Here is a 19,725-nt window from a genome sequence, read left to right as displayed (position 1 = left end):
GACCGGGCGTTCGCTGCCGGCGCCGCGGCGGCCGGCCGGCCCGTCGCGGGCCGGCCCGGCGCCCGGCGGGGCTTCAGTTCGGCGCTGCCACGGCCGCGTTCGCGGCGGCGGCGCGCTGGCGCAGCCCGACCCGGTGGCCGGCCTGGGCGAAGTACAGGATGTACAGGTAGCACGGCACCATCAGCAGCAGGAACACCAGCTGGAAGTCCATGTGCTGCTTGAGCACCGCGTACAGCTGCGGAATCACCGCGCCGCCGGCGATGCCCATGATCATGATCGCCGAGCCGACTTCGGTATGGCGGCCGAGCGCGCGGATGCCGAGCGGGAAGATCGCCGGCCACATCATCGCGTTGGCGAAGCCCAGCGCGGCGACGAAGCCGACCGAGACATAGCCGTGGGTGGCGAACGCGCCGATGGTCAGCAGCACGCCGAGCACCGCCGACACGCTGAGGTAGCGCTCCTGCGAGATGAAGCGCGGAATCACGATCAGGCCGACCACGTAGCCGACCAGCATCCCGCCCAGGGTCAGCGAGGTGAAGAACTTGGTCTTGTCCAAGGGCAGGCCGAAGCTCTGGCCGTAGGTGCCGATCGCGTCGCCGGCCATCACTTCCACGCCGACGTAGACGAAGATGCACAGCGCGCCCAGCCACAGGTGCGGGTACTGCAGCAGGCTGTCGCGGCCGCCGCCGTCGACCGGGCCGCGGTTGACCTCTTCGGCGCGCAGTTCCGGCAGCGGCGAGAACAGCACGCCGACCGCGAGCAGGGCGAGCAGGCCGGCCATCAGCAGATACGGGCCGTGGATGCTGGCGGCGAAGGTGTCGAGCAACTGCGCCTTGGTCGCCGGATCGGCCGCCGCGACCTGCGCGGCCAGGTCGCCCATGCCGTGCAGCACCAGCGCGCCCAGCACCAGCGGGGCGAGGATGCCGGCGATCTTGTTGCAGATGCCCATCACCGCGATGCGCTGCGCCGCGCCCTCGATCGGGCCGAGGATGCTGATGTAGGGATTGACCGCGGTCTGCAGCACGGCCAGGCCGGCGCCGATCACGAACAGGCCGCCGAGCGCGCCGGGATACCAGCGCTGGGTGGTGAACTCGCCGAACACCGCCGCGCCGATCGCCATCACCAGCAGGCCCAGGGCCATGCCGCGCTTCATTCCGGTGCGGCGCAGGATCGCCGACGACGGCAGGGCGAGGAAGAAGTAGGACAGATAGAACGCCATCGGCACCAGGAACGCGCCGACTTCGTCGAGATCGAAGGCCAGTTGGGCGAAGGTGATCAGCGGCCCGTTGAGCCAGGTGACGAAGCCGAATACGAAGAACAGCGCGCCGATGATCGCGATCGAACCCAGATACCGCGGCTGAGCGCTGGCGTTGGAAACCGACATTTGACTCCCCTCCCAGAGAGGCGGGTACCGCCCGCCACGTCGCGCGGCCGCTCCGGTTGACCGGTACGACAAGCGTCGGCCCAACGTTGTCACAACTTTTCCGCCGACGCCAGACGCGAGGGCGAAACCCCTGCCAAACCGTGATCTCAGGCGCGCGCCGTCATGTTGCGCCGCATCAATTAGCACGGCCCGATCCGGCCATTTTTGTGTCGCGATGACAATTTCGCGGGAACTTGTTGACAACGTTGTCAAACGCATCGCACTCTCGGCGCCGCCAGGGGAACCGACGGCCGTGGAGGGCGCATGCAGTGGGATTGGTACGGGACGTCGATGTCCCCGCGGGGACGCAGCTTGAACGACGCAGACGCGCAGCAGCGCGCCGCCGGAGCGGCCGCATGAGCGCTCCCGCCCGGCTGAATCCGGCCTCCACCCAGTTCATCGCCGCCGACGTCGGCGGCACCCACACCCGGGTCGGCCTGGTCCGTCCCGGCACCGGCGCCGAATCGGCGGTGGCCGTGCTCGCGCACCGCAAGTACGTGTGCGCCGACTACCCCAGCCTGGCCGCGATCCTGGCCGAGTTCATCGCCGGCAACGGGGTCGGCATCGACCGCCTGGTGATCGCCTGCGCCGGCGTGGTGCTGGACGACCAGGTGATCAATTCCAATCTGCCGTGGCGGATCTCGCTGTCCGAGCTGCGGCGCGAACTGGGCCTGCGCGAAGTCCTGTTCATCAACGATTTCCAGGCCAACGCCAACGCCGCCCAATGCATGGCGCCGGGCGATTCGACCCTGTTGACGCCCGGGGTCAGCGAATCGGCGCCGGGCCCGACCCTGGTGATCGGCCCGGGCACCGGCCTGGGCGCGGCGGTGCGCATCCCGCACGGCCGCGGCACGGTGATCCTGCCGACCGAGGCCGGCCACACCGCGTTCGCGCCCGGCAACGCGCGCGAAGTCGAGATGCTGCGCCTGGCCCAGCAACGCGGCCAGACCCACGTGCCGACCGAATACTTCGTCTCCGGCCCCGGCCTGGTGAACCTGTACAGCGCGCTGTGCACGCTCAACGGCGTCGAGCCCTCGCTGCGCGCGCCGGCGGCGATCACCGAAGCGGCGCGGCGCGGCGAAGCGCTGGCGCGCGAAGCGGTGCTGACCTTCTGCGCCCTGCTCGGCAGCGTGATCGGCGACCTGGCGACGATCGCCGGCGCCAAGTCGGTGTTCATCGCCGGCGGCATCCTGCCGCAGCTCAAGGACTTCCTGCCCGACAGCCAATTCCACGCCCGCATGCTCGACAAGGGCGCGATGCGGCCGGTGATGGAACGCGTGCCGGTGCGCTTGATCGAGAACGAACGGCTCGGCGTGATCGGCGCGGCGAGCTGGTACCTGGAACACGGTCAGTACGAATCCGGCGACAACGGTTCCGACGGCGGCGCGAACGCGCCCGCAGCGTCGGGACGGCAACAGCAAACGCAGTAGGCGCAAGGCCTCAGGCGCACGCGCCCACGGCGCGTGCGCGCGTCATCGCGGCCTCGCATCGAAGGCGGCAACACGCAGCAAGCGGAAGCGGCGGCGCCGCGACCGGCACGGCAGCAAATCAAAGAACACAACCGGACTTCGCGACGAACCGGCTGCACGGTCGATCGCCGAGCCATCACCGCCCGAGGGAGGAACAGTAATGAAAGCGCGCAAGACCATCTTGTCGGCCAGTATCGTCGCGGCCCTGGCCTTCGGCCCGGGCCTGGCGATGGCCCAGGACGCCACGGCTCCGGCCGCCGGCGCCGACGCCACCGAGCTCGACGCCGTCGTCGTCACCGGCATCCGTGCCAGCCTGGAGAAGTCGCTCGACACCAAGCGGGCCAACGTGACCGTGTCGGAGGCGATCACCGCCGAAGACATCGGCAAGTTCGCCAGCACCAACGTCGCCGAGGCGATGTCGCAGATCCCGGGCGTGTCGCTCGACCGCCGCTTCGGCCAGGGCGAACGGGTCAGCATCGACGGCACCGACCCCAGCCTCAACCTGAGCTTCCTCGACAACCACCCGGTCGCGCAGGCGATCTGGCTGTACGGCGAGCAGCCCAACCGCGGCTTCGACTACACCCTGCTGGCGCCGGAAATCCTCGGCCGGCTGGAAGTGATCAAGTCCTCCGAAGCGCGCCTGACCGAAGGCAGCCTCGGCGGCACCGTGCTGATGCATACGCGCCAGCCGCTGGACCTGGACCCCAACTCGATCGCCGGCTCGGTCAGCTGGAACTACAGCGACCAAGGCAGCAAGGGCCGTCCGAGCGGCTCGGTGCTGTACAGCTGGAAGAACCCGGAGGAAACCTTCGGCGTCGCGGTCTCGGCCCAGCACTACGAGGAGCAGGTCGACCGCCAGGGCATGGAGGTGTTCGGCTACGCCAAGGTCTCCGACTTCGCCAACGCCCAGCGCGCCGGCCTGGATCCCAACGCCGAAGTGCCCAACTCGATCAACGCCGCCTGGTTCCAGCAGCACCGCAAGCGCGACAGCGCCGTGGTCAACCTGCAGTTCAAGCCCAGCGACGAGTGGGACATCAACCTGCAGGGCCTGTACATCAAGGAAAACTTCGACAACTACAACCAGTCGCTGTATTCCTTCCTGACCTGGAACGACAACACCCGCGCCGCGGTCGACCGCCTCGGCGACGCGCGCAACGGCATCGTCACCAGCGGCCACTCGGTGCGCAACACCGACGCCACCGGCGGCACCGTGCTGTACGACAACAACGTGCGCGAATCGGAAGTCGAAACCAAGGGCATCGACCTGCGCACCGCGTACAAGGCCGAGAACTGGGGCTTCAAGGGCCAGATCGGCCGCAGCAAGTCCGAGAACGAACGCCTGGCCCAGTACTTCATCGAGCCGGTGTTCAACGGCGGCTTCAGCTGGGACATGAACCGCGGCATCACCTTCGACGACCCGGCGGCGGCGCGCAATCCGGCCAACTGGGGTCCGGCCGGCGGCCTGGCCACCGGCTGGCTCGGCAACAACGGCGTGTTCTCGACCGAAAGCGAAGACACCTACGGCCAGATCGATTTCAACGTCGAGTTCGACAGCGCGATCAACAACCTGCAGTTCGGCGTGCGCCGGGCCAAGCACGAGGAATCGTTCGAACTCAACATCTACGGCCCGGTCAACCGCGGCACCCTGGCCGACGTCGGCACCTCCGGCCTGACCGACATCCGCGGCTTCAGCAACGACCACGGCCGCCACATCCAGGTCGGCCGCGGCAACGTGCTCGACTGGGTCAAGGGCAGCCCGCTGAACTTCGCCGCTCCCGACGCCGCCGGCTACCTCAACAACACCTGGGCGCTGGAGCAGACCAACACCGCGGCCTATGTCCAGGCCGATTTCGCCACCGGCGCCTGGCGCGGCAACTTCGGCCTGCGTTACGTCGAATCCAAGACCGACGCCAGCGGCTTCGTCTACGGCGGCGCGCCGTCGCTGACCAACCTGGCCAGCAAGTGGCAGACCAAGTCGAAGAAGGAAGACTTCCTGCTGCCGTCGGTGAACGTGGTCTACGACACCGGCAACGACCTGCTGTTCCGCTTCGGCGCGGCCAAGGTGATCGCCTGGGCGCCGTACAACCAGATGGTCAACAACACCTTCCTCAACGACACCACCTACAACGGCAGCGGCGGCAACGCCGAGCTGTCGCCGTACGAGTCGACCAACTACAACCTGTCGGTGGAGTGGTACTTCGCCGAACAGGCGGTGCTGGCGGCGTCGGTGTTCTACAAGGACATCGACAACTACATCGACAGCGCCGCGCGGGTGGAACGCCAGTACAACTCGATCCGCGACACCAACCGGGCGCTGTTCGACGCCACCCTGGTCGGTTTCCACGGCTGCACCAGCGACGGCTATTGCGACTACGACATCCAGCGTCCGCGCAATGCCGGCAAGGGCAAGGTCAAGGGCTTCAACGTAAGCTACCAGCAGCCGTTCGCCGACACCGGCTTCGGCCTGACCGCGAACTACACCTACGCCGACGGCGAGAACAACACCGGCGACCCGCTGCCCTACCAGTCGCGCGACAGCGTCGCGATCAGCCCCTACTACGAGCAGGGTCCGCTGAGCGTGCGCCTGTCCTACAACTGGCGCAGCCATTACCTGGCCGGCGGCTACGTGGCCGGCGCGGCGCCGGCGAGCGTGGACGACTACTCCGAGCTCGGCGCCAGCGTGGGTTGGAAGTTCAACGACAACATGGGCGTGTCGTTCGACGCGATGAACATCCTCGACGAGGAGTACGTGCAGTACTCCGGCAGCAAGGACAAGCTGGTCGGCAAGTACCACAGCGGCCGCCGCTACATGGCCACGTTCCGGTTCAACTTCTGAGCACCGCCCGGCTCCTCCGAGCCGTAAGCGCCGATGCGGCGGCTTCGCGCCGCCGCATCGTCCGCAGCGTTCGACCCAAGACGCCGGCCCCGTGCCGGCGTCTTGCGTTATCCGCCGATCGCGCGGCCTGGCGCCGCGCGCGGTGTTTTTCCCGCGCGGCGGGCTTCATCCGCGTCGGCCCGGCCGGGGTCGCCGCGCTCGCCACCCGACCGACCACGCCCCACGCCACTGATCGCCCGTTCGCGCCGCCGCCGCGCGAGGGCGCCGCAAGGACTCTGAGACGATGAAGACACGCACCGCCTGGACCTGCACCGCTGCTACCGCGCTGAGCCTGGCGCTGGCCGCCTGCAACGGCGCCCATCCCGACGCGCCCGCCGCCGCCCGGCCCGCCGCCGCGACGACCGATGCCGCGGTCGCCACCGCCGCCCATCCCAGCGCGCTGATCCCGCGGCCGGCGCAGATGGTGCCGGGCCAGGGCCGCTTCGTATTCGGTCCGCAGACCCGGCTCAGCGTCGCCGCCGGCGACCCGGCGGCGCGCCAGGTGGCCGAAGACTTCGCCGCGCGCGTGCAGCGAGCGCGCGGCTTCGCTCCAGCGATCGATACCGCCGCATCGCCCGCCGCCGGAACGATCTCGTTCGCCATCGACCCGGCCGCGCCGGCCGGCGACGAAGCCTATGCGCTGGAGGTGCGCGCCGACGGCGTGCAGGTGCGCGCGCGCGCCGCCGCCGGCCTGTTCTACGGCGCGGTCAGCCTGTGGCAACTGGCCACCGCCGCCGGCGGCCAGGGCCCGACCGCGATCGCCGCGCAGCGCATCGAGGACGCGCCGCGCTTCGCCTGGCGCGGGCTGATGCTCGACGTCGCGCGCCATTTCCGCAGCGTCGACGAGGTCAAGTCGGTGATCGACCAGATGGCGCTGCACAAGCTCAACACCTTCCACTGGCATCTCACCGACGATCAGGGCTGGCGGATCCAGATCCAGCGCTACCCGCGCCTGACCGAGGTCGGCGGCTGCCGCATCCCGGCCGGCGCCGCCGGCCGCGGCGAGGACGGCAAGCCGCGCCCCTACTGCGGTTTCTACACCCAGCAACAGATCCGCGAGGTGGTCGCCTACGCCGCCGCGCGCCACATCACCGTGGTGCCGGAGATCGAGATGCCGGGCCACGCCCAGGCGGCGATCGCCTCGTATCCGGAGCTGGGCGTGCGCGACGTGGTCAAGCAGGCGCCGCCGGTGTCGCCGGACTGGGGCGTGCACACCTACCTGTACGGCGTCGACGATTCGACCTTCGAGTTCCTGCGCAACGTGCTCGACGAAGTCGTCGGCCTGTTCCCGTCGAAGTACATCCATATCGGCGGCGACGAAGCGGCCAAGGACCAGTGGATCGCTTCGCCGGCGGTGCAGGCCAAGATCAAGGCGCTGGGCCTGAAGGACGAGATGGCGCTGCAGAGCTGGTTCGTCGGCCGGATCGGCCAGCACCTGGACTCGCACCAGCGGGTGCTGGTCGGCTGGGACGAGATCCTGGAAGGCGGCAAGTTGCCGGCCAGCGCGACGGTGATGTCCTGGCGCGGCACCGTGGGCGCGGTCGAGGCCGCGCGCGAAGGCCACGACGTGATCCTGTCGCCGGACCGCAAGCTGTACCTGGACTACGTCCAGAGCGATCGCGACGACGAGCCCAGCGGCCGCTATCCGGTCAGCACCCTGCAGGACTTCTATGGCTTCGAGGTGATCCCGGAGGAACTGCGCGGCGAGCAGGCCCGGCGCGTGATCGGCGCCCAGGCCAACCTGTGGAGCGAGCACAAGCGCGGCTTCGACCGGGTCGAGCTGGCGCTGTATCCGCGCCTGGACGCGCTGGCGGAGGTGGTGTGGTCGCCACAGGCCGGGCGCGACTGGAACGATTTCCAGCGCCGCCTGGTGCCGCAGCTGGCGCGCTACCGGGCGCAGCGGGTCGGCGCCAGCGACGCCGCCTACGCGGTCGAGTTCGAACTCGCCGCCGAGCCCGGCGCGCCGGCGCAGATCCGCCTGTCCAACCAGACCGGCTTCGGCCAGATCCGCTACCGCACCGACGGCCGCGAGCCGGACGCGAACTCGCCGGTCTACACCGCGCCGCTGCCGGCCAAGGCGCCGCTGGACCTGGTCGCCACGACCTTCTTCGACACCCAACCGGTGTCGGCGCCGCGCCGCTACCCGATCGCCGACGCCGCCGAGTTCGGCGCCCTCGGCAGCGCCGCGCTGACCCCGTGCCGCGAGGGCTACAACCTGCGGGTGGAAGACGACGCCGCGCGCGACGGCCGCGGCGACGGCGAGCGCGCGGCGTTGACCGTGAACCTGATCGACCCGTGCTGGATCTACCCCAACGCCGCGCTGGACGGGATCGGCGAAATCGAGGTCCGGGTCGGCCAGCTGCCGTACAACTTCCAGCTCTGGCACGACACCAAGAACATCGTGGTGCGCAAGGCCGAACTCGGCGGCGCGCTGGAGGTGCGGCTGGACGACTGCAAGAGCGAGCCGGTGGCGCGCCTGCCGCTGGCGCCGGCGCGCGGCTCGGCCGGGCTCAGCGTGCTGAAGGCGGCGCTGCCGAAGACCCGCGGCCGGCATAACCTGTGCCTGGTCTTCGCCAGCGGCGGCCACGACCCGTTGTGGGCGCTGGACCGGGTGGTGTTGCGTCCGGGCGGTTGAGCGCGAGCGACCTGCGCCGCCGGCGACGGCGGCGCTGATTGGATGAACAGGCGGGCCGCATGAGCGGTGCCGCGCAAATACGCGAAAACGCCGGCCGCAAACAGGCCGGCTGCCAGGTTATGTCAAAGAATTATGTGCGCCCGTTCATGGATTGTGCTGTGCAGCGGTTAGCATGTGCGGGTAGCCAGGGGGATTCGATCTACATGCTCATCCGCAACTCGTTGTTGGCGGCGGCGCTTGCCGCGGCCCTCGTGTCCGGCGCTGCCGGCGCCCAGACCCTGTCCAAGCCGGTCGAGTTCTATTTCGACGTGGACGGACAGACCACCAAGCCGGTGCTCGCGATCCGCGAAACCGGCGAAGCGGCGATGGAACGCCTGGCCAAGACCCTCGAACGCAAGGCCAACGCCCCGGCCGAGGCGGCCCAGCTGGGCCACCTGGCGATGGCCGCCGGCCGCGCCGAAGTCGGCCGCCAGCTGTATGCGCGCGCGTTCCGCGACGCCGACAGCGGCAGCAGCCTGTGGCGCGCGATCAACTGGAACTACGGCTGGGACCTGTACCGCGCCGGCGCCTACGAAGACGCGTTCAAGCAGTGGACGGCGCTGCACAACGCGCGCAGCGTCAGCGCCGCCTGGATGCCGCCGACCTTCGCCGTGGCGCTGTGGCAGCTGGGGCGCAAGGACGAGGCGCTGCAGTGGTACGCCGCCGCGGTGCGCACCGAGCCGGACCTGTGGCGCGGCACCGCGCGCTATGCCGAGCTGCTGCCGCAGTGGCGCGAGGCCGAACGCGCGACCCTGGCCGAAGTGCAGCAGGCCTGGGCGGCCGACCCGCCGCGCTGGCCCTGAGCCGCCGCGCCGGGCCGTCGCGCCCGGCGCCGGCAGGACTTCACGCGCCGCCGCCGGGCGGCGCGTAATCTGGGCGGCGACCGTTCGTCGCCGCGCGCTCCGCCGATCCCGCAGACACGGCTACAGTCTGCCGTTCGCGGCCGGATGCCCGCTCCCGGGACTCGGTCTGCCGCCGTAAACGCAGCCGAGGGATCGCATGCCGCTGTCGGCCTTGAGCGTCCTGGTAGTCGAAGACCACGGCTTCCAGCGCCGCATGGCCCTGCGCCTGCTGGCCGAACTCGGCATCGCCCGCCTGCACGAAGCCGGCGACGGCCACGCCGCGCTGCGCCTGCTGCGCGCGCTGCCGCAGGCGCCGGACGTGGTGGTGGTCGACCTGGACATGCCCGGCATGGACGGGATCGAGTTCATCGACCACCTCGCCCAGGAACACCTGGCGCGCTCGATCCTGGTCGCCAGCGCGCTCGACGCCGCCCTGCTGCACACCGTCCAGACCATGGCCCGCGCCTGCGGCCTGCACGTGCTGGAAGCGGTGCCCAAGCCGCTGACCCGGGCCAAGCTGGCCCAGGCCCTGGCCGGGCTGGACCACGCCGTCGATGCCGCCGCCGACGAGGACCCGGGCGAGATCAGCCCCGACAGCGCCCGCGCCGCGCTCGAAAACAACGACATCCAGCCCTGGTTCCAGCCCCAGGTCGAACTCGGCAACGGCCGGGCGATCGGCGTCGAGGCGCTGGCGCGCTGGCGCCGCAGCGACGGCCGGGTGGTGATGCCGCAGCACTTCATGCCGGTGCTGGAAGAGCTGCAACTGCTCGACGGCCTGACCGAGCGCATTCTCTCCGCCGCCTGCGCCTGGAAGCGGCAATGGGAGCGCCAGGGCCTGCGCCTGAAGCTGTCGGTCAACGTGCCGGCGACCGCGCTCGACGACGCCGGCGCCGCCGATCGCTACCAGCGCATCGTCCGCGAGGCCGGGGTCGAGCCCGGCGAAGTGGTGCTGGAGCTCACCGAAAGCTCGCTGATCGCCGACGTCGCGCGCGGCCTGGGCGTGCTGGCGCGGCTGCGGCTGAAAGGGTTCGGCCTGTCGATCGACGATTTCGGCACCGGCTGGTCGTCGCTGTCGCAGCTGTCGCAGGTGCCGTTCACCGAACTCAAGATCGACCAGGAGTTCGTCGCCGGCGCCGCCCACCAGCCGCGCAAGCGGGCGGTGGTCGAGGCCAGCCTGGACCTGGCGCGCAAGCTCGGCCTGGACGCGGTCGCCGAGGGCGTGGAGACGGTCGAGGACTGGCAGATGCTGGCCGACCTGGGCTGCGCCATCGCCCAGGGCCGGCTGATCGGCGACGCCGTGCCCGGCGCGGAACTGCCGGCCCTGCTCGGCCGCTGGCGCCGGCCCGAGCATTGAGGCGGCGATGCTGGCCTGGCTCGACCGGATCAGCGTGCGCCACCAGCTGTGGGGCCTGTTCGGCCTGTTCCTGCTGACCGGCGCCAGCGTGCTGGCGATCGACGAGTTCGAACAGTACCGGGCGCGCAAAACCCTGCACGCGCTGAAGGACGACGGCCTGATCGGCCTGCGCCTGCTTAAGACCGTCTCCGATGCCTACGGCCTGGACGTGGTCGACACCACCTTCCGGGTACGCAACGGCCTGGTCGATTGGAACGAAGGCCTGCGCCGCGTCGACGACGCGCGCCAGCGCATCGACCGCGGCTGGCGGCGATTGCAGCACCTGCCGCATACCGCGATCGAGCACGACCAACTGCGCGCCGCCGAACAGGCCCGGCACCGCGCCGACGCCGCCGCGGCCGAACTGCAGGCGATCCTGCGCCGACGCGACCTGCCGGCGCTGGGCCGCTTCGCCGACACCCGCCTGTATCCGTCGATCGACCCGCTGACCCAGCGCCTGCAGGCCATCTCCGACCTGGAGCTGATCCAGGCCGACGCGGTGGTCCGCGCCGACATCGTCCGCAGCGAGCGGGTCAGCCTGCTGCGCATCGGCGTGTCGCTGGCGGCGCTGCTGCTGGCGGCGTTGGTCGGCCAGCGGGTGCTGCGCAACGCCTCGCGCGGCGTGGTCCGGCTGACCTGGCTGGCGCGGCGGATGCGCGAGCACGATTACACCGCCGAACCCGGCGAGCTGCCGCCGGGCGAACTCGGCGCGGTCATGCAGGCCTTCATCGACATGCGCCGCGACGTGCTCGGCTTCGAGACCGAGCTGACCGGCCAGCTGATCCGCAACGAGCGCACCCGCGCCGAGCTGGAGCGGCGCGAGCGCTTCCAGCGCTCGCTGCTGGAAGCGGCGCAGACCGCGATCCTGGCGGTCGACGAGCAGGGCCGCTTCAGTCTGATCAATCCGTTCGCCGAACGCCTGCTCGGCATCCGCGCCGAACAGGCGATCGGCCGCGATTACCTGCATTCGGTGTTCGAAGGCCGCGCGCTGCGCGCGCTGGCGACCGAACTGGGCGCGCGCCTGGGCCGGCCGGTGGCGGCCGACTGGACCGCGCTGCGCGAGCTCGCGCAATCGCGCGCCGCGCCGCGCGAGATCCGCCTGCGCCACCGCAACGGCACCTGGGTGCCGGCGCTGGTCGCGGTCTCGGCCACCGCCGACGAGGACGACCGCCCCGGCCTGCTGCTGATCGCCGCCGACCTCAGCGCGCTGAAGCGGCTGGAGCGCGAGCTGCGGGTCAGCGAGGCGCGGGCGCAGGACGCGAGCCGGGCCAAGTCCTCGTTCCTGGCGGCGATGAGCCACGAGATCCGCACGCCGATGATCGGCGTCACCGGCATGATCGAAGTGCTGGCGCATTCGCGCCTGGATCCGGAGCAGCGGCATGCGCTGGAGGTGATCCAGCAATCCTCGCACTCGCTGCTGCAGATCATCGGCGACATCCTCGACTTCTCCAAGATCGAGGCCGGCCGGCTGGAGCTGGCGCCGGAGCCGGTGGCGCTGCCGGCCTTGCTGCGCACCACCGTCGCCGGGTTCCTGGGCGCCGCCGCCAGCCGCGGCATCGAACTGCACTGCGAGGTCGACCCGCGGGTGCCGCCGGCGCATCGCGCCGATGCGCTGCGGCTGCGGCAGATCCTCGGCAATTTCCTCTCCAACGCGGTCAAGTTCACCGAGCGCGGCACGGTCGAGGCGCGGCTGAGCTACGAAGGCGAGGCCGCGTCCGACGCCGCCGGCCGGCCGCGCGACGCGCTGTGCTTCTGCGTCGCCGACACCGGCATCGGCATCGACGCCGAACAGCAACGGCATCTGTTCGAACCTTTCAGCCAGGCCGACAACGAAACCACCCGCCGCTACGGCGGCACCGGCCTCGGCCTGGCGATCTGCCGCCGGCTGGCGGCGCTGATGGAGGGCGAGATCGAACTGGACAGCGAGCCCGGGCGCGGCACCACCCTGCGCTTGCGGGTGCCGCTGGCGCGCGCCAGCGAGGCCGAACTGCCGCCGGCGCCGGCACCGATCGGCGTGGAGGGCGCGATGCCGGCGCGCGCGGCGCCCGACGTCGAGCAGGCGCAACGCCAGGGCAGTTTGATCCTGCTGATCGACGATCACCCGACCAACCGCTTGGTGATCGCCCGCCAGCTGGCCCTGGCCGGCTACGCCAGCGAATCGGCCGGCAGCGGCGAGGAGGCCCTGCCGCGTTGGCGCAGCGGCCGCTATGCGCTGCTGTTGTCGGACGTGCACATGCCGGGCATGGACGGCTACGCGCTGGCGCAGGCGGTGCGCAGCGAGGAAGCGCGCGAGCGCCGGCCGCGCACGCCGATCGTGGCGCTGACCGCGTCGGCGCTGAAGGGCGAGGCCGAGGCCTGCCTGAGTGCGGGCATGGACGACTACTTGGTCAAGCCGGTCGCGGTCGCGCGGCTGGCCGCCTGTCTGCGCCATTGGCTGCCGCACACTGCGGCGGCGGACGAGGCGGCAGCGGACGAGACCGGGCCGGATCAGGACGTGGCGGAGGAAAGCGCGCTGGACGAACCCGCAGCCGACGCCTCGCACGTGCTCGACCGAGAGGTATTGCGCGGCTTGCTCGCCGAGGACGAGGGCGACGGCCGCGAGGTGCTCGACGACTTCCTCGCCACCGCGGCGCAGGACCGCGACGCGCTGCAGGCGGCCCACCGCGACGGCGACATCGGCGCGATCCAGCGCCAGGCGCACCGGATCAAGGGCGCCGCGGCCCTGATCGGCGCGCACGAACTCGAACGCACCGCGTTAGCCCTGGAACAGGCGGCGCGGGCGCAGGACTGGGCCCTGGTGCTGCCGCTGCTGAGCGATCTGGAGACGGCGCTGGAGCGCTTGCGGCGGGCGGTTTGAGGAGTTCGGGAATCGGGAATCGGGAATCGGGAATCGGGAATCGGGTAAAGCAAATCCCCCCTACCCCCCTTTTTCAAAGGGGGGAACAGCAAATTTTCGAAAAAGGGGGCGGCGAAAGCGACTTGGCCGGTTGTGACGCAGGCAGGCCAGCCGTGCGTGTCGCAGCATGGCGCAGTGCCGAACCCTCGCAGCCACCAGTGCAGACGTCGTTGCTGTTGCTGTTGCTGTTGCTGTTGCTCTTGCTGTTGCTGTTGTTGTTGCTGCCTTTGTTGCTGCTGTCGTTGCTCTTGCTGTTCCCCCCTTTGAAAAAGGGTGAGAGCGTGCGCTTGCGAACCGCAGGTTCGCGCACGATCGAACGCCAGCAGGCTATGCCTGCTGGCCGGACGGGTAGGGGGGATTTGCTCTTGGCGCCCGCAAGCGACGCCCCCCCGCTACGACGACGCCCGATCGGCCGCGTAAACCCGGCCCAGGCTCACTTGGCCTGCGCGTCCTCGATCGGAATCTGGTGCTCGCGCAGCCATTCCACCACCGCTTCGCGTTGGTCGCGGGTTTGGGCGTTGAGCAGCTTGCTCGGGGTCATGAACATGAAGCGCTGGAAGCTCGCGCCCTGCACGTTGCGTGCGTTCGGGCTGGCGCCGGCCTTGAGCAGGGTCAGGGCATGGCCGAATTCGTTGACCTTGGCCGCCTCGTGCAGCGGGGTGTTGCCGGTACGGTCGGCCAGATCGGGCTTGGCCCCGGCGGCCAACAAGGCTTCGAAGTTCTCCTCGCGCTCGCCCATCAACGCCGACGCCAGCGGGCTGGCGCGGGTCACGGTGTTGGGCAGGTTCGGGTCCACGCCCTGGTCGAGCAGCGCGCGCAGCAGGCGCGGATCGTTGGCCATCGCCGCCAGGTGGACCACGGTCATGCCGTCGTCGCTGCCGACCGCGGGATCGGCGCCGGCGCTGAGCAGCGCCTTCAGGCCGTCGGTGCTGCGGTGGTACAACGCCCACTGCAACGGGGTCACGCCCTTGGCGCCGCGCGCATTGGGGTCGGCGCCGGCGGCGACCAGCTCGCGCACGCGCGCGCCGTTGCCTTCGGCGGCCGCCTCGGCCAGTTCGGCGTTGCGCAGGTCGGGGAAAACTTCGCTGGCTTGCATCGATCCGCTCCCAGGGCCGGCACACGCCGTGCAGACCGACAGCATAAGCAAGACGGCGGCGGCCATCACGCGCGAGGACAGGCGCCGCAGGAGCGAGGAGTGCGCGGGCATGGCAGGTACCTGGGTTCGCTGCATCGGCCGATGCTAACGCAGGCCGGCGCCGGCCGCTGCGAAGTCAGTCGCGGCGCGCGTGGTCGCTCGGCTCGCGCCTGCCTGCCTGCGCCGGCCATGAAGAAAGGGGCCGTTTGGAGCGCAAGGGCAAAGGCCGAAGCAAATCCCCCCTGCCCGTCCGGCCAGCAGGCATAGCCTGCTGGCGTTCGATCATGCGCGAACCTGCGGTTCGCAAGCGCACGCTCTCACCCTTTTTCAAAGGGGGGAACGGCAACAGAATGCAATTGTTGCGGATGGCATCGCGACGTCCCGATGTCGCATCGCCTTTGCTGCTTCCCCCCTTAGGGGGCAGGGGGGATTTGCTCTCGCTCTTGCCCCCAGGCAAACAACGCTCCCGCTGCTAGCGCAGCGCTCCCTCCCGCGCCGCTTCGGTCGCGACGGCGCGCCCGGCGGACCGCCGCGTCAGCTCATCGCGACCGCGCTCAATCGAAGGGATTGAGGAAGCTGCCGACGTCCTTGACCACGTTGACCGTGCCCTCGGCCACGTCGCCGACCACGTCGAAGGTCGCCTCGGCCACGGTGCCGACGCCGTCGATCACCGCCTCGCTGATGTCGCCCAGGTCCTCGGCGCGCGCGCCGAGCCACTGGCCGCCGTCCTCGAGCCAGCCGCCGACGGTGTCGCCGGCGCCTTCCAGGCCGACGTATTCGCCGAGGTCGCGGACCAGGCCGCCGCTCAATTCGCCGGCGCCCTGCAGCACGTCGCCGGTCAGGTCGAACGCGCCTTCGGCGACGTCGCCGGTCAGGTTGAGCAGGCCTTCGGTCACGTCGCCGGCCAGCTTCAGCGTGCCGTCGACATAGCGGCCGTTGGCGTATTCGTTGTTGATCACGCCGTCGAGGTCGCCGCCGAAGTCGTAGCCGACGTTGAAGGCGTCGACGCCGAGGTCGACCACTTCCTGGATGCCGTCGCCGAGCAGGTCGATGCCGGTTTCGGACACGGTCTCGGCCATCGCGTCGAGGGCGCCGAGTTCGTCGCCCTCGGTGCTCTCGGTCGGGGTCGGCGTCTGGGTCTTCATCGCCTCGATCACGGTCGCGCTGCCGTGCGCGCTGAGCACGTTGGGCCAGCCTTCCGGATGCTTGAGGTTGAGCTCGTAGCCGACCGCGTCGGGCATGCCGTTGAGCACTTCGACGCTCTGCTGCACGCCGGTCAGCGGATCGCCGTCGACGTTGTAGCGGCGGATCTGCCCGTCCTCGGCCTGCGAGCGCGCCTCGTGCGGGCTGAAGCCCAGGTCGCGCAGGGTGTCGTTGCTGAGGCCGGCGGCGTTGAAGGTCACCGCGGTGTTGCCGGTGGCCAGGGCGGCGGTCGAGGCCAGGCCGCCGCCGAGCGAGTGGCCGGTGTAGACCACATTGTCGCCGAACGCGGCTTCGGCTTCCTTGGCCAGCGCTACCGCCTGCTTGTACTGGCTGGTGTTGAAGCCCAGGCCCTGGCCGACGTCGTTGGCGATGTCGCCGTCGCCGATCGGATTGAAGCCGTTGGTGCCGGCGAAGGCGACCACGTACTGGCCGTTGCCGTTGGTGTAGATCGCGGCGCGGAAGCCGGAGCTTTCGACTTCCAGATCGTTCGGATCGATGCCGGCCGGCTTGCCGTCCGGGGTCTTGAGCGCGCTGACCTGCTCCGGGCTCAGCCGGGTCCAGCCGGCGGCGCCCTTGCCCTGCGTGTCGTAGACGTCGCTGGACAGCTCGGCCAGGGCGGTGTCGATTTCCTTCTGCGGCTGCTGGCCGTACAGCTGCTCGCTGAGCGGCTTGGTCTCGGCCTTCGGCACCGGCGCATGCGGGCTGTAAGGCAGCTCGATCGGCGCGGCCGGCGCCTGCTCGACCACCGGGGCCGGCGTCGCCGGCTGCTGCGGCTGTTGCTGGTGCAGCAGCTGGTCGATCAGCCCGGGCAGTTGCGCGAAACGCAGCAGCGGGTTGGAGAATTCCGGAAAGCTCATGGCAAGGCCCTGTTCCGTTATCTGGACGGCAGCGTATGGGATGACAAGATCGGCACAAAGCTGGTGCCTTCCCCAGCTAGGGTCGACCCTAGGTCGCCCCCCCGGGGACGGAGGGGGTTAAGCCGCGCCGCGGCATCGGCCGGCCGACCGGCATGAGCCAGGCGGCTTAACCCCCTGCGTCCCTTTCCTTCGGCCCGGGCGTAGCCGGGTCCGGCTGCGCTATCGTCGCTCGTCCCCTGGAGAGAGCCTTCATGTCCCGAACGATCCCCGCGCGACGCCGGCCGGCGCTGCGCGCCGCGCTCGCCCTGGCCTGCGCCCTCGCCCTGCCCGGCACCGCGCCGGCGGCCGACCGCATCGGCGGCCAGCCCTTCGCCACCCGCAGCGAGGTCTACGCCCCGCACGCGATCGCCGCGACCTCGCACCCGCTGGCCACCCAGATCGCGCTGGACACGATGAAGGCCGGCGGCAGCGCGATCGACGCGGCGATCGCCGCCAACGCCGCGCTCGGGCTGATGGAACCGACCGGCAACGGCATCGGCGGCGACCTGTTCGCGATCGTGTGGGACCCCAAGAGCAAGAAGCTCTACGGCTACAACGGCTCCGGCCGCTCGCCCAAGGCGCTGAGCCTGGCCGAGTTCGAGAAGCGCGGGCTGAAGGAAGTGCCGCCGCACGGCCCGCTGCCGGTCACCGTGCCCGGCACGGTCGACGCCTGGTTCGCCCTGCACCAACGCTTCGGCCGCAAGCCGATGAACGAGAACCTGGCGCCGGCGATCCGTTACGCGCGCGAAGGCCATCCGGTGCACGAGGTGATCGCTTATTACTGGAACGCCTCGGTGCCGCGGCTGTCGAAGTGGCCGGGTTTCAAGGAACAGTTCACCCTCGACGGCCGCGCCCCGCGCACCGGCGAGATGTGGAAGAACCCGAACCTGGCCGACACTCTGGAACAGATCGCGCGCGGCGGCCGCGACGCGTTCTACAAGGGCGACATCGCCCGCACCATCGACGCCTATTTCAAGGCCAACGACGGCTTCCTGCGCTACGAGGACCTGGCCGAGCACCGCGGCGAGTGGGTCGAGCCGGTCAGCAGCAATTACCGCGGCTACGATGTCTGGGAACTGCCGCCGAACGGCCAGGGCATCGCCGCGCTGCAGATCCTCAACATCCTGGAAGGCTACGACCTGAAGTCGCACGGCTTCGGCAGCGTCGAGCACGTGCACCTGTTCGCCGAAGCCAAGAAGCTGGCCTTCGCCGACCGCGCGCGCTGGTACGCCGACCCGGCGTTCGAAAAATCTTCGCCGGTGGCCAAGCTGATCTCCAAGGACTACGCCGCGCAGCGGCGCAAGCTGATCTCGATGGACAAGGCGCTGCGCGAGGCGCAGCCGGCGACGCCGGCGCAGCTCGACCAGGGCGACACCATCTATATGACCGTGGCCGACGCCGACGGCATGATGGTCTCGCTGATCCAGTCCAATTACCGCGGCATGGGCAGCGGCATGGCGCCGCCGGGACTGGGCTTCATCTTCCAGGACCGCGGCGAGCAGTTCGTGCTCAAGGAAGGGCACCCGAACTCGTTCGCGCCGGGCAAGCGCCCGTTCCACACCATCATTCCCGCGTTCGTGACCAAGGACGGCAAGCCCTGGCTGTCGTTCGGGGTGATGGGCGGAGCGATGCAACCGCAGGGGCATGCGCAGATCCTGATCAACCTGATCGATTTCGGCATGAACCTGCAGGAAGCCGGCGACGCGCCTCGGATCCAGCACGACGGCTCGACCGAACCGGCCGGGCAGGCCACCGCGATGAGCGACGGCGGCGAGCTCGACCTGGAGACCGGCTACCCGTACGAAACCGTGCGCGAGTTGATGCGCCGCGGGCACAGCGTGCGCTTCGCCCACGGGCCGTACGGCGGCTACCAGGCGATCATGGTCAACCCGCACGGCGGCTACATCGGCGCCAGCGAGTCGCGCAAGGACGGTCAGGCGGCCGGTTATTGATCGGCGGCCTTCTCGGCGGCGCACGTCGCTCCTTGTAGGAGCGGCGTGAGCCGCGACCACCGCAGCGACGAACGCAAGCGCTGCCGCCGCAGCCCGGCAAACAGGATCTGCGCAGCGTGTCGGTCGAACGGGTTTCGGTCGGAACGCTGTCGCACACCGCTTCGGTGGTCGCGGCTCACGCCGCTCCTACAAGAGCCTCCGCTTCCTTACCTCGAACTCCATCATGACCGACGCCTACGACCAACGCCTGTTCTCCTACGGCACCCTGCAACTGCCGGCGGTGCAGCAGGCCACCTTCGGCCGCCTGCTGCAGGGCCGGGCCGACGCCTTGACCGGCTTCCGCCGCACCATGGTGCGGATCGAAGACCCGCAGGTCGTCGCCACCAGCGGCGAGGCCTATCACCCCATCGTCGAAGCCAGCGGCGACCCGCACGACCGCGTCGACGGCACGGTGTTCGCGATCAGCGCCGCCGAACTGGCGCAGGCCGACGAATACGAAGTGGACGAGTACGAACGCGTGCTGGCCGAGCTGGCCTCGGGCCAACGCGCCTGGGTGTACGTCAAGCGCCGCGGATGACGCCGCACAGCGCGAATTCGGCCAGATAGCGCTGGTACTCGGATTCGTCCTCGAACAGCTCCGGCCGCTGCATGGGATTGACGAACAACCAGTTGCCGCCCTGGTCGTAGGCCTCGTAACCGGCCCGGTACATGCACGAAGCGCGCATCGCCGCGTCCGGCTCGACCCGCTCGGCGCCGCCGGCGCCTTGCAGGGCCCCGCGCCAGGTGTCCAGCGCCTGCGGCGAATCCGATTCGATGCAGGCCTCTTCGTAGTTGCCGTTGGCCAGGTTCAGATAGACGACCAACGCGCTCTTGGGGTGGTCCAGCTCGAGCCGGTTCGACAGCGGCTGCTGGGGCCGTTCGCCGCGCCAGTCCCTGCACCAATCCGTCACCAGCAGGCGCATCGCCG

General features: G+C 70.2%; 13 protein-coding genes. 9 read left to right on the top strand and 4 right to left on the bottom strand.

What is annotated here, in order from left to right; translation table 11 throughout:
• Positions 1-73: 73 nt before the first annotated feature.
• Entirely contained in the window at positions 74-1,384 is a 1,311-nt protein-coding gene (locus K4L06_RS07735; protein ID WP_221670847.1) for a sugar MFS transporter, read from the bottom strand.
• A 395-nt stretch (positions 1,385-1,779) separates the two neighbouring features.
• Here K4L06_RS07735 and K4L06_RS07730 point away from each other — a divergent pair, with 395 nt between their 5' ends.
• The 7 genes from K4L06_RS07730 (at position 1,780) to K4L06_RS07700 (ending at position 13,849) form a co-directional block, all read left to right on the top strand.
• Entirely contained in the window at positions 1,780-2,853 is a 1,074-nt protein-coding gene (locus K4L06_RS07730; protein WP_221670846.1) for a glucokinase, read from the top strand.
• A gap of 199 nt (positions 2,854-3,052) precedes the next feature.
• Positions 3,053-5,728, top strand: coding sequence for a TonB-dependent receptor (locus tag K4L06_RS07725; protein WP_221670845.1), 2,676 nt, complete (start codon positions 3,053-3,055; stop codon positions 5,726-5,728).
• A 283-nt stretch (positions 5,729-6,011) separates the two neighbouring features.
• Positions 6,012-8,402: a family 20 glycosylhydrolase gene (locus tag K4L06_RS07720; protein ID WP_221670844.1), complete on the top strand. Its 2,391-nt coding sequence runs from the start codon at positions 6,012-6,014 to the stop codon at positions 8,400-8,402.
• Between the two features lie 203 nt (positions 8,403-8,605).
• Positions 8,606-9,244, top strand: coding sequence for a tetratricopeptide repeat protein (locus K4L06_RS07715; protein ID WP_221670843.1), 639 nt, complete (start codon positions 8,606-8,608; stop codon positions 9,242-9,244).
• 196 nt (positions 9,245-9,440) lie between these two features.
• Positions 9,441-10,637 carry an EAL domain-containing response regulator gene (locus K4L06_RS07710; protein ID WP_221670842.1) on the top strand — a complete coding sequence of 399 codons (1,197 nt, stop codon included), beginning with the start codon at positions 9,441-9,443 and terminating at the stop codon, positions 10,635-10,637.
• Positions 10,638-10,644: 7 nt separating this feature from the next.
• Positions 10,645-13,533 (top strand): ATP-binding protein, encoded by a 2,889-nt coding sequence (locus K4L06_RS07705; protein ID WP_221670841.1) that lies wholly within the window; start codon positions 10,645-10,647, stop codon positions 13,531-13,533.
• Positions 13,534-13,699: 166 nt separating this feature from the next.
• Positions 13,700-13,849 (top strand): hypothetical protein, encoded by a 150-nt coding sequence (locus K4L06_RS07700; protein ID WP_221670840.1) that lies wholly within the window; start codon positions 13,700-13,702, stop codon positions 13,847-13,849.
• A gap of 156 nt (positions 13,850-14,005) precedes the next feature.
• Here K4L06_RS07700 and K4L06_RS07695 read toward each other — a convergent pair whose 3' ends face one another.
• Positions 14,006-14,668 carry an ankyrin repeat domain-containing protein gene (locus K4L06_RS07695; protein ID WP_221670839.1) on the bottom strand — a complete coding sequence of 221 codons (663 nt, stop codon included), beginning with the start codon at positions 14,666-14,668 and terminating at the stop codon, positions 14,006-14,008.
• Between the two features lie 593 nt (positions 14,669-15,261).
• Positions 15,262-16,767, bottom strand: coding sequence for a hypothetical protein (locus tag K4L06_RS07690; protein ID WP_221670838.1), 1,506 nt, complete (start codon positions 16,765-16,767; stop codon positions 15,262-15,264).
• Positions 16,768-17,018: 251 nt separating this feature from the next.
• Between K4L06_RS07690 and ggt the strand changes: the two genes are divergently transcribed.
• Positions 17,019-18,758, top strand: coding sequence for a gamma-glutamyltransferase (ggt, locus tag K4L06_RS07685; RefSeq protein ID WP_221670837.1), 1,740 nt, complete (start codon positions 17,019-17,021; stop codon positions 18,756-18,758).
• 223 nt (positions 18,759-18,981) lie between these two features.
• Positions 18,982-19,335 (top strand): gamma-glutamylcyclotransferase family protein, encoded by a 354-nt coding sequence (locus tag K4L06_RS07680; protein ID WP_221670836.1) that lies wholly within the window; start codon positions 18,982-18,984, stop codon positions 19,333-19,335.
• Here K4L06_RS07680 and K4L06_RS07675 read toward each other — a convergent pair.
• Positions 19,319-19,720 carry a hypothetical protein gene (locus K4L06_RS07675; protein WP_221670835.1) on the bottom strand — a complete coding sequence of 134 codons (402 nt, stop codon included), beginning with the start codon at positions 19,718-19,720 and terminating at the stop codon, positions 19,319-19,321. The two genes, K4L06_RS07680 and K4L06_RS07675, sit on opposite strands and share 17 nt — an antisense overlap.
• Positions 19,721-19,725 lie beyond the last annotated feature (5 nt).

The sequence above is a fragment of the Lysobacter sp. BMK333-48F3 genome (genome assembly GCF_019733395.1).
GTDB lineage: Bacteria > Pseudomonadota > Gammaproteobacteria > Xanthomonadales > Xanthomonadaceae > Lysobacter.
The sequence above is the reverse complement of the archived record's forward strand: the minus strand, read 5'-3'. Positions and strand labels throughout refer to the sequence as shown.